At 63.3% G+C, this 14,521-nt stretch carries 14 protein-coding genes; 5 read left to right on the top strand and 9 right to left on the bottom strand.

Annotation, left to right across the window (positions count from 1 at the left end):
* Positions 1–13 precede the first annotated feature (13 nt).
* From N0Q91_RS04880 to N0Q91_RS04920, 9 genes are all read right to left on the bottom strand, one after another.
* Positions 14–958 carry a cytochrome c oxidase subunit II gene (locus N0Q91_RS04880; protein ID WP_100671936.1) on the bottom strand — a complete coding sequence of 315 codons (945 nt, stop codon included), beginning with the start codon at positions 956–958 and terminating at the stop codon, positions 14–16.
* Between the two features lie 136 nt (positions 959–1,094).
* Positions 1,095–1,481, bottom strand: coding sequence for a c-type cytochrome (locus N0Q91_RS04885; protein ID WP_275597471.1), 387 nt, complete (start codon positions 1,479–1,481; stop codon positions 1,095–1,097).
* Between the two features lie 199 nt (positions 1,482–1,680).
* Entirely contained in the window at positions 1,681–2,748 is a 1,068-nt protein-coding gene (locus tag N0Q91_RS04890) for an ABC transporter ATP-binding protein (RefSeq protein WP_275597472.1), read from the bottom strand.
* A gap of 6 nt (positions 2,749–2,754) precedes the next feature.
* Entirely contained in the window at positions 2,755–3,588 is an 834-nt protein-coding gene (locus N0Q91_RS04895; RefSeq protein WP_018095793.1) for a carbohydrate ABC transporter permease, read from the bottom strand.
* 4 nt (positions 3,589–3,592) lie between these two features.
* Positions 3,593–4,528, bottom strand: coding sequence for a carbohydrate ABC transporter permease (locus N0Q91_RS04900; RefSeq protein WP_018095792.1), 936 nt, complete (start codon positions 4,526–4,528; stop codon positions 3,593–3,595).
* Between the two features lie 96 nt (positions 4,529–4,624).
* Positions 4,625–5,887 (bottom strand): ABC transporter substrate-binding protein, encoded by a 1,263-nt coding sequence (locus tag N0Q91_RS04905; RefSeq protein WP_100671932.1) that lies wholly within the window; start codon positions 5,885–5,887, stop codon positions 4,625–4,627.
* 37 nt (positions 5,888–5,924) lie between these two features.
* On the bottom strand, positions 5,925–7,097 hold the full coding sequence (locus N0Q91_RS04910) for a PLP-dependent transferase (RefSeq protein ID WP_100671931.1): 1,173 nt from the start codon (positions 7,095–7,097) through the stop codon (positions 5,925–5,927).
* The gene (locus N0Q91_RS04915) at positions 7,094–7,810 is read right to left on the bottom strand and encodes a FadR/GntR family transcriptional regulator (RefSeq protein ID WP_100671930.1); all 717 of its coding nucleotides are present in this window, start codon (positions 7,808–7,810) and stop codon (positions 7,094–7,096) included. The genes N0Q91_RS04910 and N0Q91_RS04915 overlap by 4 nt, the downstream gene beginning before the upstream one ends.
* Positions 7,811–8,084: 274 nt before the next feature.
* Positions 8,085–8,777 carry a GntR family transcriptional regulator gene (locus N0Q91_RS04920; protein ID WP_275597473.1) on the bottom strand — a complete coding sequence of 231 codons (693 nt, stop codon included), beginning with the start codon at positions 8,775–8,777 and terminating at the stop codon, positions 8,085–8,087.
* Positions 8,778–8,900: 123 nt separating this feature from the next.
* Between N0Q91_RS04920 and N0Q91_RS04925 the strand changes: the two genes are divergently transcribed.
* The 5 genes from N0Q91_RS04925 to N0Q91_RS04945 all read left to right on the top strand — a co-directional run bounded on the left by N0Q91_RS04925 (position 8,901) and on the right by N0Q91_RS04945 (position 14,518).
* Complete coding sequence (locus N0Q91_RS04925; RefSeq protein ID WP_275597474.1) at positions 8,901–10,268, top strand: glutamine synthetase family protein; 1,368 nt, start codon at positions 8,901–8,903, stop codon at positions 10,266–10,268.
* Complete coding sequence (locus tag N0Q91_RS04930; RefSeq protein ID WP_275598089.1) at positions 10,265–11,578, top strand: NAD(P)/FAD-dependent oxidoreductase; 1,314 nt, start codon at positions 10,265–10,267, stop codon at positions 11,576–11,578. Before N0Q91_RS04925 ends, N0Q91_RS04930 begins: the two co-directional genes overlap by 4 nt.
* Positions 11,579–11,746: 168 nt before the next feature.
* Entirely contained in the window at positions 11,747–11,896 is a 150-nt protein-coding gene (locus tag N0Q91_RS04935) for a hypothetical protein (RefSeq protein ID WP_275597475.1), read from the top strand.
* Positions 11,897–12,046: 150 nt separating this feature from the next.
* Complete coding sequence (locus tag N0Q91_RS04940; RefSeq protein ID WP_275597476.1) at positions 12,047–13,480, top strand: aldehyde dehydrogenase family protein; 1,434 nt, start codon at positions 12,047–12,049, stop codon at positions 13,478–13,480.
* A 147-nt stretch (positions 13,481–13,627) separates the two neighbouring features.
* Positions 13,628–14,518: a DMT family transporter gene (locus N0Q91_RS04945; protein ID WP_375341872.1), complete on the top strand. Its 891-nt coding sequence runs from the start codon at positions 13,628–13,630 to the stop codon at positions 14,516–14,518.
* The last annotated feature ends 3 nt before the right edge of the window (positions 14,519–14,521 follow it).

The following is a 14,521-nucleotide window of genomic DNA, read 5'->3' on the forward strand; positions in this document are numbered from 1 at the left end:
TTCACGGCACCTCCTACTGCGCCGCTGAGGCGGCGACCGTGGTCGCCGCCGGGCCGAAGCATTCTCGCTCTTCTTCAAAAAGCGCGAATGCTCCGGTTCCTTGTTCGATCGCAACTCCGGACGAAAAGCCGCTACACGCTTTTCCTGGAATTGCTCTTGTTTCCGATGATGCGGACAGTTGCGAAAAGGTCTGCTGCTCGGCGAGCCAGGCCTGGTAGTCTTCTTCGGTGTCGACCACGACGGTACCGCGCATCTGCGGGTGCCCGACGCCGCAGAGTTCCGCGCAGAGTATCTCGAAGGTTCCGGTCCGCGTCGGCGTCAACCAGAAATAGGTGACCATGCCGGGCACCATGTCCATCTTCGCGCGGAATTCGGGGACGTAGAAATCGTGCAGGACGTCGACCGACCTAAGCAGCATCTTGACCGGCTTGCCGACCGGCAGGTGAAGCTCGCCGCCTTCGATGATGATGTCGTCCTGCCCGGCGGCGTCGTCCCGATTGACCCCGAGCGCGTTTTCGGGGGCGATATCGCGCGCTTCCGTCGTGCCCAGCTTACCGTCCGCGCCGGGCAGCCGGAAGCTCCACAGCCATTGCTGGCCGATCACCTCGACTTCGGTCGCATCCTGCGGGACGGTGACGAACTGGTTCCAGACGAAGAGGCCCGGCGCCAGCATCGCCGCGACACCGAAGGTCGTGCCCGTCGCGAGCCAGCCTTCGAGCCGCCTGTTCTCGGGCTCGTAAGCGGCGGTATTGCCGGGTCGGTGGCGGAAACGCAGGATGCAATAGGCCATGAACAGGACCACGGCGGTGAAGGCGATGCCGGTGATCCAGAAGGTGATGGTGATGGTATTGTCGATGTAATTCCAATTGGAGGCGATCGGGGTCCACCACCAGGGACTAAGCAAATGGAACAACACCGAGCCGACGGCCAGCAGAACCAGAATTACTACCACCGCCATTCCCTGACCCTCCCCCGCCGTGATCGGCCGTGAGACGAATACGCAATCGCAGAGTTCCGATCACAATTATTGCACGAACGGAAAATACTGGCAAATCATCGGGACGAGATCGAATTCTCGCTTCCCGCAAGTATTCCTATTTGGGATGCTGCTTCAGGTAGGCGATCACATTGGCAATCTCCTCGTCCTTCTTGAGGCCGGGAAATACCATCTTGGTGCCTTTGACCATGGCCCTGGGGTTATGGAGATACTCGGCGAGCGTCGCCTCGTCCCAGACGAGACCACCCTTGCCCGCATCGATCATGGCTTGCGAATATTTGAAGTCAGCATGGGTGCCGGCCGTCCGGCCGATGACGCCTTGCAGCGAAGGACCGACCTTGTTCTGGTCCTTGTCGATCACGTGACAGGTGGCGCATTTCTTGAAGACGGTGGCGCCGGCCTCGGCATCGCCCTCCTGGGCAAGCCCGGCGACCGGACAGAGCGAGAGTGCCGAAAAAGACAGGGCAGCAAGTGCAATTCGCATGATACTTCCTCAATTTCGCCCGGCGCGGGGCAAGGAAGGCTATCGTCAAATCTGCTTTGGCGGTGCTTGCTTCTCTTAAGGAATGGTGCGCCGGGGCGGTTGATACGTGCGACAGGAAAGAAGCTAGTCCTTGTCGTAGAGAAGTCAATTGCTCCTTCTGGCTAAGCCTGAACCTGCGGGCCGCCATTCGGCGCGTGCGTCAGACGCGCTTGCCCTCCGCATCGAAGAAATGCAGGTGGTGGGCGGGGAAGTGGACGGGGATCGTGCCGGACGCCGTCAGGAACGACCGGTCGTTGGTGAAGACCTTGAAGGGCGCCCGCCCGAGCGAGAGATGCAGGATGATGCCGAAGCCCGTCGGCTCGACGAGATCGACGCCGGCAAGCAGCGTCTCCGGGCCGTGGCCGGCAAGCACGACATGTTCGGGACGGATGCCGAGCGTCACCTTTGCGTTATTCGAAAGGGGCGCGGCCGCGTCGAGCGGGATGCCGATCTCATCCGACATCTCGAAGCGCGGCGCGTCGCCCGCGTGGTAGGTACCTTCGAAGAAGTTCATGCCCGGCGAGCCGATGAAGCCGGCGACGAAAAGATTGGCCGGACGGTCGTAGAGATCGAGCGGGCTTCCGACCTGCTGGACCACGCCGCCGTTCATGGCGACGATCCGGTCCGCCAGCGTCATCGCCTCGATCTGATCGTGCGTTACATAGATGGAGGTGGCGCCCAGATCCTTGTGCAGTTTCTTGATCTCGGCGCGCATCTGCTCGCGCAGGCGCGCATCGAGATTGGAGAGCGGTTCGTCGAAGAGAAACGCCTTCGGCTCGCGCACGATGGCGCGACCCATGGCGACGCGCTGGCGTTGGCCGCCGGAGAGCGCCTTGGGGCGGCGATCGAGCAACGGGTCGAGGCCGAGCTTGGCAGCGGCGCCAGCAACGACCGTCGTTATCCTATCCTTGGCCGTCTTGCGGAGCCTCAGGCTGTAGCTCATGTTTTTCGCGACCGACATATGCGGGTAGAGCGCGTAGGACTGGAACACCATGGCGATGTCGCGGTCCTTCGGGGCGAGTTCGTTGACCCGCCTGCCGGCGATGCGGATCTCGCCGCCGGTCACGCTCTCGAGCCCGGCGATCATGCGCAGAAGGGTGGACTTGCCGCAGCCGGAGGGACCGACGAGCACGACGAATTCGCCGTCGCTGATCTTGAGGTCGACGTCGTGCAGCACCGGGTGGGTACCGTAGGACTTCTTGATGTTGGCGATGTCGATGGAAGCCATTGCGTTTCAGCCTTTCACCGCGCCGGCCGTGAGGCCCTGGACGAGATAGCGTTGAATGAGGAGGAAGAAGAGGCAGGCCGGTATCAGCGCCAGCACGCCGGCGGCCATCATCTGCCCGAAGTCGACCGAGAATTTCGAAACGAAGGACAGGAGCCCGACCGGGAAGGTCGCCTGCGCGTTGCCGGAGATCAGCATCAGCGAGAAGAGCAGTTCGCTCCAGGCGGCGGTGAAGACGAAGCCGAGGGTCGCGGCGATTCCGGGCAGCGTCAGCGGCAGGATGATCTGGCGGAAGGCGACGAACTGCGTCGCGCCGTCGATCATCGCCGCCTCTTCCAGGTCCTTCGGAATGCCGTCGAAGAAGGACTGCATCAGGAATGTCGCGAAGGGAACGTTGAAGGCGGTGTAGACGACGACGAGACCGGTGAGGCTGTTGGTCAGCCCCAGCGGCGAGAGGATCTTGAAGATCGGCGCGACCAGCATCACCAGAGGAAACATCTGCGTCAGCAGCATCAGCGTGACAAGCCAGTATTTGCCGCGGAACCGGAAGCGCGAGAGCGCGTAGCCGGAGAGCGAGGCGAGGATGGTGACGATGACGGCGGTCGACCCGGAAACGATCAGGCTGTTGCGGAAGAACACCGGGAAGGCGCTGTGCCGCAGCACGAAGTCGAAGTGTTCGAGGCTCGCCCGCGACGGCCAGAGACGAATGCCCTCCGAATAGAGGAGATCGTTCGGCGTGACGGCGACCTTGAGCAGCCAGAAGAGCGGGAAGAGCGCGAAGGCGATATAAGCGAGGATCGCCAGGCGATGCGCAATGGTCAGAAATGCTTGTTTGGCGCGCATGGTCTCAATCCTTGCTCAGGAGCCACTGCCGCAGGATCACGATCAGCAATGAATAGGCGAGGAGCAGCGCCAGCAGCACCAGCGCGATCGCCGAGGCATAACCGAAATCCAGCCGCTTGAACGCCTGGGTGAAGATGTAGCTTGCGACGATCTGGGTTCGGTCCGCCGGCCCGCCATTTGTCATGACGATGATGAGATCGGCGAAATTGGAGATCCAGACCGTACGCAGCAGAATGGTGATCGCGATCGTGGGCGCCAGGAAGGGAAGGGTGATCGAAAGGAAACGCTGCACCGGGCCGGCGCCGTCGATGCTCGCTGCCTCGTAAAGGTCGCGCGGGATCGCCTGGAGCGCTGCCAGCAGTGTGATCGCGAAAAAGGGGATACCCCACCAGATATTGGCAATGATCGGTCCCCACATGGCAAGCTGGGGATCGGACAGAATGTTGGTCGGCTGGCTCATGATGCCGAGGGCGAAGAACCAGTGCGGCAGCGGACCGACGACGGGGTTGAAAAGCCAGGCCCAGTTGAGGCCGGCCAGGAAACTCGGCACCGCCCAGGGCAGGAAGACGAGCGCCTGTGCAACCGCACGCCCATAGAATGGCTTGTCGAGCAGGAGTGCCAGGATGAGCCCGAAGGCGAACTGCAGGAACACGGAGGCGCCGGTCCACCAGAGCGTGTTGCGCAGCGAACGGAAGAATGCCTGGTCCTGGGCGAGCGCACGGAAGTGATCGAGGCCGACGAAACCGCCGGAGAAGGGGTTGAGCAGCTGGATGTCGCGGAAAGCGTAGGAGATGCCGAGCACCAGAGGCACGAGCATGACCGTAACGATCAGGATGAGCGCCGGAGCGGTATAGAGATAGGGCGCAGAGGCGTCGGCGATCCGCTTCATCAGCGGCGGACGGGTTGCGGGCAGGCCGTCATGGCGTGCGGCATAGGCCATCGATCGAAATTTCCCCTTTTTGACCGCCGTTATCGATCGGCGTGCCTTTTCCTGCGTCGGACGACCGGCGGCGGCTGACCGCCGCCGGTGCCTGCGTTACTTCTTGCTTGCGAGGTACTTCTGCTGCGCCTTGGTCAGGTAGTCGGCCCATTGATTGGCGAGCTCTTCCGGCGTGATGTCGCCGAGCAGGGCCTCCTGGGTCGTCTTGATGGCGAGCGAATCCTTGAAGAAGGCGAATTCTTCGAGATAGGTCGGCATGACCGTCAGCACGACGTCCTTGTCGGCGAGTTCGTCGAACCAGCCCTTGAACTGCGGGCTCGCATAGAAGGGGTCCTTCTCGGCCGACTTATGGACGGGCAGCGCGCCGGTGCGCTTGTTCCACTCGATATTGCCTTCGGGGCCTTCCAGCGTTTCGATCAGCTTCCAGGAGAGATCTTTGTTCTGGCTGGCGGCAAGAATCGACCAGCCGGCAAAGCCGATCGTGGTAAAGGCCTTGCCGCTCGGCCCCTTGGGCATGGTGGTGACGCCGAAATCCTCCGGCTTCATGCGCTGGGCGATCGCGATCAACGCGTCCGGATCCTGGTCGAGGAAGGCGCAGGTGCCGCTGTAGAAGCCGGCGACGATCTCGTTGAAGCCCCAGTTGACGCTATCCTTGGGGGCGAGGCCGTTCTTGTAGAGGTCGATGACCCAGGTGAGGCCCTTGATCCAGCCCTCGCTGTTCATCGTCGAGGTGCCGTCCTCGTTGAAGAACTTGTTGTCGCCGGCCATGGTCGCGCCGAACATCACCCAGCCGTTGAGACCGCCCGGACCGCCGCGCAGGCAATAGCCCGATTTGCCCGGCAGCTTGGAGACCGCCTCGGAAGCCTTGACGAAGTCGTCCATCGTCTTCGGCGGTTCGGAGACGCCCGCTTCGGAGAGCAGCTTCTTGTTGTAGAACATCGCCCGGAGATAGAAGCCATAGGGCAGCATATAGGCGGTGTCGTTGACGTCGCGGCCGAGTTCGAGCGCGCGCTCTGTGAGGCCGGGGGTGTGCTCCCACTTTTCGAGATAGGGCTCGAGGCTTTCGAGCATGCCGTTATTGGCGTAGAGCGACAGCCAGGTGTCCGGCATTTCCATGACGTCGGGGATTTCGCCGGCCGAGACCATGGTCGCGAATTTCTGGAAGGCTTCGCCCCAGGGCAGCGAAATGATCTCCACGGTCGTGCCGGGGTTCGCCTGTTCGAACTTGGCGACGATCGACTTCAGCGTTTCGGTGCGCTCGGGGCTGGTGATGACCTCGACGAGCTTCAGCTTGGTGTCGGCAAGGGCGCTGCCGGCCATCAGCGTGGCAAGCAGGGTGGTGGTGATCAGTTTCCTCATTTTATCGTTCCCTTTGTTCTCGCTGGTTGCGTGTTCGTCAGCCTGATGAAGCGGCTGTCATCGCCGTTTCGAGATCGCTCCAGAGGGCCTCCGTTCCCTCCAGGCCGACATGGAGCCGTACCGACCGCGGTGAAATGCCGAAGGCTGCCGCGGAATTGGGCTCGGCTTTCTGCGCCAGGACGACTTCGCCCGGCACGATGAGGCTTTCGTGGCCGCCCCAGGAGACGCCGAGCTTGAAGAGTTTCAGGTGATCGGCGAAGCGGCGCACGTCGACGCCTTCGCGGAAGATGAAGGAGAAAAGTCCGGAGGTGCCGGAGAGACCGGGGGGCAGATGGTTGCCGAGGCCCGGGTGGCAGACGGTTTCGACCAGCGGATGCTCGGCCAGACGACGGGCGACCGCGAGCGCCGAGCGCTCATGTGCCTTCATCCGCACCGGCAGCGTGCGCATGCCCCGGATCAGCAGCCAGGCGTCGAAGGGCGAAAGCTTGCCGCCGAGATAGGGATAGGCTTCCGAACGGATGCGGCCGATCAGGTCGCTCGACCCGGCGACGACGCCGGCGACGACATCGCTATGGCCGCTCAGATATTTCGATGCGGAGTGAATGACGAGGTCGACGCCGAGCGAGACCGGCTGCTGAAACACCGGACTGGCCCAGCTGTTGTCGATGACCGTGACGATCCCCTGCCGGCGTGCGAGAGCCGCAAGCGCTGCGACATCGTGCGCGTCCATCACCCAGCTTGTCGGGCTTTCCATGTAGAAGAGCTTGGCGCCTGGAAGCGCCCTGGCAACCGCCTCTTCGTCGCGCCCGTCCACATAGGTGACCTCGATACGCATGCGCTTCAGATGCGTGCCGAAGAGGCGGAACGCATCGGGATAGACATGTTTCACGGCGACGATGCGGTCGCCCGGCTCGACGAAGGAGAGGACTGTGGAGGAGATCGCCGACATGCCGCTTGCGAAACCGATGGCGTCTTCGGCGGCTTCGAGCTTCGCCAGCATCTCCTCGAAATGCCTGACCGTCGGGTTGAGGCCGCGGGTGTAGATAGGCCGCACGCGCTCGCCCCGATAGGAAGCGACCATCTCGTCATAGTTCTTGAAGGTGAAGAGCGAGGTCTGCACGATCGGCGGTACGACTGCATCGAAAGCGTTGCTTTCGTCATGCGCGACGATAAGGGAGGCTCTCTCGAACGGATCGAGGCCGTTGTTCATTTGGACATTTCCTTGATGTCTTCCTCGACGACCGCGAGGATTTTCAGCGTTTCCGCGCGCGCGGCCTCGGCGTCCTGCGCCGCGATCGCATCGAAGAGCGTTCGGTGAAAGGGAAAGGAGCGCCTTGCGAAGTCCGAGCGGTCGAAGGGCTCGTCCCAGAAGCGTTCGAAGGCCTCGCGCATCTGTTCGAGCAGTTGCTTGAAGAGCGGATTGTGGGTCGCGTCGTAGATTGCAAGATGGAAGGCGAGGTCTTCCGGGCCGGAGGTTCCCTTGGCGAGATGGACCCGCTCCATCTCGTTGAGCTTCGTTTCGATGTTGACGAGGTCGGCCTCCGTGCGGCGCCGCGAAGCGACCATGCCGGCCTCGACCTCGATGCCGCGCCGCACTTCGAGCGTCTGCAGCAGCGCGTCGCGAAGGTGCTCCGTGTCGAGCGCCAGCGGCATGTGGATGGTTGCGGTGGAAATGGCGCGCAGGAGATAGGTGCCGCTGCCCTTGCGCGCCTCGACAACGCCGAGCGCCTGGAAATGGCTCAGCACCTCACGAATGGTGGAGCGGCCGACGGCGAGCGCCGCCATCATTTCCCGCTCGGCAGGCAAGCGATCCCCGGGGTTCAGCCCCGATCTTTGAATGAAATCGGCAAGAGCGGATATTACCTGCTGCGCCCGGTCTGCGGGCGGCAGGGGCAGGAGCATCGCTCTATCCTGCAGGGGCATCCGGTTCTCCCAAGAACCATAATTGGTCTGACATCTGAGCAATATGCAGGGGACAGGAGAGGTGGTCAAGGGCCAGATGAGCGTCGCGTTGCGTCTTGAGGTCTGCCCCTCACCCTAGCCCTCTCCCCGCTTGCGGGGAGAGGAGACGAGTCCGTATTGACCCATCGAGGCTGAAGCGGAACACAGGGGTGTCCCCTCTCCCCGCGCGCGGAGAGGGCTAGGGTGAGGGGCAGATCAGGGTGGTTACCCTACTGGAGCAGACGCAAGGCCTCATTCACCGCGCAAGCGCGAGCAGCTTGCCGATCGCCTGCTGATCGAAGCCGCCGATGCCCTCGCGGATGTCGGCGGCGATGGCTTGCGCCACGGCGTCCTCGTCACGCCGTCTCAGGGCCTCGATGGCCTCACGGTGACGGTCGATGACATAGAATTCCGTGACGTGCTCCATGGCAATGCCGAGGATCGGCCCGAGCTGGAGCCAGAGGCTCTCTACGAACGGCATGACGACCTGATCGGGATTGGCCGTATAGATCCGCCGGTGAAATTCCTGATTGGCGATCAGCGCCTGCGCTTTCTGTCCGGCCAGGATCGCGGCCTCGATCGCGTCATCCAATGCGATGATGCGGTCTATCTGCCGGTCGGAGAGATGGGCGACGGCCCTGCGCGCGGCGTGGCTTTCAAGCGCGATACGAAGCGAGATCAGCTCCTCGAAACGCGCCGGCGTGATTCGCGGCACGACGATCCGCCGGTTCTCCAGAAATTGCAGGGCACCGATCGAGGTCAGCTGACGCAGTGCTTCGCGCACCGGCGTGGGGCTGCTCTCCAGCGCATTTGCGAGCCCGCGTATGGTGACGGAGGTTCCGGGCCGGAAGGCGCCCACCATGATCGCCTGCCTGAGACGCGCAAAGGCATAGTCGTGGGTCGTCATGCCTTCCGGCCGATCAAGGGCGGGCAGAGCAAGGGTCTTCAAGACGGCGATTCCTCCCGCACGCGGGCGTTGGAACGAGTCGATCCTACCGACCCGGGGCAGCTTGACTTCAAAACTGCAACTATGTCAATTTCCCGATAATGTGATCACAAAAAGAAATACGATATGTCAATCGATGCGGACGACCCGGAAGTGTTCCAGTCCTGGCTTGAGCAGAACGGCCCGATAGAAAGTATCCAGGCGGTGATTTGCGACCTGAACGGCATCATGCGCGGCAAGCGGGTGCCGGTGGAGCAGGCCAGGAAGGTGCTCGGCGGCGGCATCCGCATGCCGCTCTCGATCGTAGGCGTCGACGTCTGGGGTGAGGACATCATCGGCAGCGCGCAGGTCTTTGCGACCGGCGACCGCGACGGCATCTGCGGCGTCACGGGGCGAGGGGCCCTGCCGGTCAACTGGACGTCGCGGCCGAGCGCGCTGGTTCCGCTCTGGCTGTTCGTCGAGAACGGCAGGCCCTTTCTTGCCGATCCGCGCCAGGCGCTCGCGGCGATCATGCGCGAATATCGCGAACTGGGGCTGCGCCCGGTGGTGGCGACGGAGCTGGAATTCTATCTCATCGATCCCGAGCCGGACAGCGCCGTCCCGCCGATCTCGCCCTATACCGGCAAGCGGCTCGATTCCGACGCGATCCTTTCGATCGACGAGCTCGACGATTTCGGCGAGTTCTTCTCCGACGTCTACAGGGAGTGCGCGCGGCAGAACGTGCCGGCCGATGCGGCGATAGCCGAAAACGGCATCGGCCAGTTCGAGATCAATCTGCTGCACAGCGACGATCCGCTGAAGGCGGCGGATGACGCGATCTTCTTCAAGCGCATCGTCAAGGGGGTCGCCCGCAAGCACGGGCTCGCGGCGACCTTCATGGCCAAACCCTACGGCACCCGTTCCGGCAACGGCATGCACATCCATTTCAGCCTGCTCGACGAGGAAGGCGACAACGTCTTCGACGACGGCAGCGACGAGGGATCGGCCGTGCTCAAGCATGCGGTGGCCGGCCTCCTGCGCGGCATGGCCGAGACGACGCTCATGTTCGCCCCGCACTTCAATTCCTACCGGCGGCTGCGGCCCGACACGCATGCGCCGACCTCGATTTCCTGGGGTTACGAGAACCGCACCTCGGCAATCCGCATTCCGGGCGGCAATCCGGCGGCGCGGCGGATCGAGCACCGCGTCGCGGGCGCCGACGCCAATCCCTATCTCGTCATCGCCGCGATCCTCGGCGCGGCGCTCGTAGGCATCCGCAACAAATGGAAGCCGCCGGCGCCCGTCGAGGGACGAGCCTATGCGACGGAGAAATTGCCCAAAATTCCTGCCGATTGGGGGCAGGCGGTCGACGCCTTCGAGGCCGGACCGATCGCCGCCGAGATCTTCGATCCCGTGCTTCGCTCCATGCTGATCGCCTGCAAGCGCCAGGAGATCGCCGGCTTCGCCGAGCAGGTCACGGATTACGAATTCAGCGCCTATCTGGAAATCGTCTGATGGCACGGAAGCAGAAATCCTACGCCGGGGACGGCAGCTACCCGACGAGCTATTACGCCGCCTCGCGCAACATCATCCGCAATCCGGTCATGCTGGAAGGCCGGATCGAAACCGACATCTGCATCGTCGGCGCGGGGTATTCGGGCCTGTCCACGGCCATTCATCTTGCCGAAAAGGGCTACAAGGTCACCGTGGTCGAGGGCGCGCAGGTGGGCTGGGGCGCCTCCGGACGCAACGGCGGCCAGATCGTCAACGGCCTCAATGCCGGCCTGGCGACGATCGAGCGCCGTTACGGCGAGGATGCCGCCCGCTTCATCGGCGGCCTTGTGCAGGAAGGCGGACGGATCATTCGCCGGCTCGTCAGCGAGTATCGGATCGAGTGCGATCTGAAGCCCGGCAATATCTATGCCGCCTATACCGGAGCCCACATGAAGGAGCTCGAGGCCAAGCAGGCGCTCTGGCGCAAACACGGAATGGACGATCATCAGCTTCTCGACCGCGAGGCGCTGCGCAAGCTCGTCGATTCCGAGGCCTATTGCGGCGGCATGCTCGACACCACCGGCGGCCATATGCATCCGCTCAATCTGGTGCTCGGCGAGGCACGCGCCCTGGAGAGCCTCGGCGGCGTGATCTACGAGATGTCACCGGTGACCCGTGTCGACCACGAATCGGCCCGGCCGACCGTCCATACCGAGAGGGGCGAGGTTTCCGCCCGGATCGTCGTGCTTTGCGGCAACGCCTATCTTGGCGATGCCGTGCCGAAGCTCGCCACCCGCGTCATGCCCGTTTCGACCCAGATGATCACCACCGCGCCGCTCGGCGAGGAGCTTGCCCATTCGCTGATCCCGAGCGACATGTGCGTGGAGGACGTTCGCTACATTCTCGACTATTTCCGGCTGTCCGCCGACAAGCGGATGATTTTCGGCGGCGGCACCGTCTATGGCGGTACCGACCCGGCGGATGTCGTGGCAAAGCTCAGGCCAAATCTCGAAAAGGTCTTTCCGCGGCTCAAGGGCGTGAAGATCGACTATGCCTGGAGCGGCAACTTCGCACTCTCCTTCACGCGCGTGCCGCAAATGGGGCGGATCGGCAGCAATACCTATTTCGCCCATGGCTATAGCGGTCATGGCGTGACGGGCTCCCACCTTTTCGGCCGCACTCTTGCCGAAGCGATCGACGGGGACGCGGCGCGCTTCGATGTCTTCGCGAAGCTGCCCTGGTATCCATTCCCCGGCGGACGGATGTTCCGCGCGCAGTATTCGACTGTCGGATCGTGGTGGTACATGCTCAAGGACGCCGTCGGCTGGTAGCCGGGGCGATCGCTTCTGGGCATCGGAGACCTTCCGCACTGCCCGGCAGGCCGGTTAAACGAATTTTTCATTTCTCGTTTGATCCGTGGGAAAAAATTATCTAGGAATTCGATCAAGAATATAGGAGAACAACGGCTACAGGCCACGCCCCAACAGCGGAGAGACATAATGAACGCGACCAAGGCGATGACCCAATCCCGCTATACCGTCTACCGGGCTCGACCAGGCCGTCGTCCGATTGCCAGACACTTTACCCAGGCCATCGCGGTGGCTGCAGCCTTCACTTTCATCTGCGCGCTCCTCATCGGCGCGTTCTGATTTCGCAACGGCTGCAGGTGCTCATGCATCTGCAGCCGTTCATCGGCCGGTGCCGTTTCCCGACACGCTCCCTTCCGCTTTTCCGCCCTTGTCCGCGTGCAGCCGCCGTCGTAGCCTTGCCGGCGGAAATCAGACGGGATGGAGGAGCGAATGCTCGACAAACGGAAATTCTACATCGACGGCAAATGGGTTGAGCCGGCCACGCAGAACGATCTTCTGGTGCTCAATCCGGCGACCGAGAAGCCGATAGCGGTTATCTCGCTCGGCACCGCTGCCGACGTCGACCGGGCGGTTGCAGCCGCCAAGAAGGCATTCGCAAGCTATAGCCGGACGAGCGTCGAGGAACGGCTGGCGCTGCTCGAAAAGCTGCTCGCGATCTACAAGCGGCGTTACGATGAAATGGCCGACACCATCACGGCCGAACTCGGTGCGCCGAGAACGATGAGCCGCGAGCAGCAGGCGGATGTGGGCGTCGGCCATCTTCAGGGCTTCATCGATGCCCTGAAGCGCCTGAAACTCAAGGAAAAGCTGCCGAACGGCGACACGCTCCTGCGTGAGCCGATCGGCGTCTGCGGTCTTATCACGCCGTGGAACTGGCCGGTCAACCAGATCGCGCTCAAGGTCGTCCCGGCGCTTGCGACCGGCTGCACCTGCGTCCTGAAACCCAGCGAATTCACGCCGCTGAACGCCATGCTCTACGCCGAGATGATCGAAGAGGCGGGCTTTCCGGCCGGCGTCTTCAACCTCGTCAATGGTGACGGCATTCATGCCGGGGCGGCGCTGTCGAAGCACAAGGACATCGACATGATGTCCTTCACCGGTTCGACGCGGGCGGGTATCGCCGTCAGCAAGGACGCCGCCGATACGGTCAAGCGCGTCACGCTCGAACTCGGCGGAAAGTCGCCGAACATCGTCTTTGCCGATGCCGATATCGAGGAGCGGGTGACCGCCAGCATTCTCGAATGCTTCAACAATTCCGGCCAGTCCTGTGATGCCCCGACACGTATGCTCGTCGAGCGCAGCGCCTATGACGAGGTCGTGGAAATCGCCAGGCGCGTCGGCATGGAGGCGAGGGTCGGCGATCCGACGAAGGATGGCTCCCATATCGGCCCGCTCGTCAGCCATATTCAGTTCGAGCGGGTGCAGGCGCTGATCGAAGCGGGCGTTGCCGAGGGCGCGACGCTCCTGGCCGGCGGCCCCGGCAAGCCGGAAGGCTTCGAGACCGGATATTTCGTCCAGCCGACGATCTTCGCCGATGTCGACAATTCCATGCGAATCGCGCGCGAGGAAGTGTTCGGACCGGTGCTTTCGATCATTCCCTTCGATACGGAAGAGGAGGCGATCGCGATCGCCAACGACACGAAATACGGCCTCGCGGCCTATGTCCAGACGCGCGACCGCGAAAGGGCGGAGCGGGTGGCATCGCGTCTCCGCGCCGGCATGGTGCACATCAACGGCGGTCCGCACCGCTACGGAAGCCCCTTCGGCGGCTACAAGCAGTCCGGCAACGGCCGGGAAGGCGGGATGTTCGGGCTCGAGGACTTCCTGGAGGTGAAAACGGTTCACCTGCCGGACGCAGCCTGACCGGTCGTTTCTCCCACGGCCGCACGTTTTCGCGTGTGGTCGTTTTTCGCCTATCGGGCGAATTCGGCTGTCGTTTGCGGCGGGATTCTGATAGCTGGCTTGCCGCGCGCCGGTTCTGCGCGCGCTTCCCAGCCATCGGACATCGCCGTGACCCAAGCCGCCAGTTCCGCCGCTCCCCGTAACAGACTTGCCATGGCCGCGCTCATCATCGGCGGTGCCGCCATCGGCGGATCGCCGATCTTCGTGCGGCTCTCGGAAGTGGGGCCGATGGCCACTGCCTTCTGGCGTGTCGCGCTGGCGCTGATTCCGCTGCTGGCCTGGTCACGGCTGCGCGGCGGCACAGCCGCGGACAAGCCCCCGCAGCGCCTGTCCGATTACGCTCAACTTGTCCTGCCGGGCGTATTTCTGGCCATCGATCTCGCAGCCTGGCACCTTGCGCTCACCATGACCTCGGTCGCCAATGCGACGCTGCTTGCCAATCTGGCGCCGGTCTTCGTGACGCTTGCCGGATGGGCTCTGTTCCGCTCGGCGGTCAGCGGCATCTTCCTGGGCGGCCTCGCCACGGCGATCGCCGGCGTAGTGGTCCTGAAAGGCGGTCCGACGGCACTCGGCGGCGGCGATCTCGCCGGCGATGGGATCGCCATCGTCGCGGCCGCGTTCTATGCCGGCTACATTCTCGCGATCGGGCGTCTGCGAAGCCGCTTCAGCACCAACCGGATCATGATCTGGAGCACCGCATCGGCAGCCGTTTGCATGCTGCCGATGGCCCTGTTGGCCGAGCCGTCGCTTTTCCCGACGAGCGCCTTCGGCTGGGCCATGCTCTTCGGACTTGCCTTCGTGAGCCACGCCGGCGGACAGGTGGCGATCACCTATGCGCTCGCTTTTTTGCCGCCGGCCTTTTCTTCGCTGACGCTGCTCCTGCAGCCGGTCGTGGCTGCGCTGCTCGCCTGGGTTCTGCTGAGCGAGCCGGTGGGCGCCATGCAGGCGATCGGCGGCGCGATCGTGCTGATCGGCATCCTGATCGCCCGCCGCGGCTGAGCC

Origin of the sequence: Sinorhizobium prairiense (assembly GCF_029201645.2) — a bacterium.
GTDB classification, from domain to species: Bacteria; Pseudomonadota; Alphaproteobacteria; order Rhizobiales; family Rhizobiaceae; genus Sinorhizobium; species Sinorhizobium meliloti_A.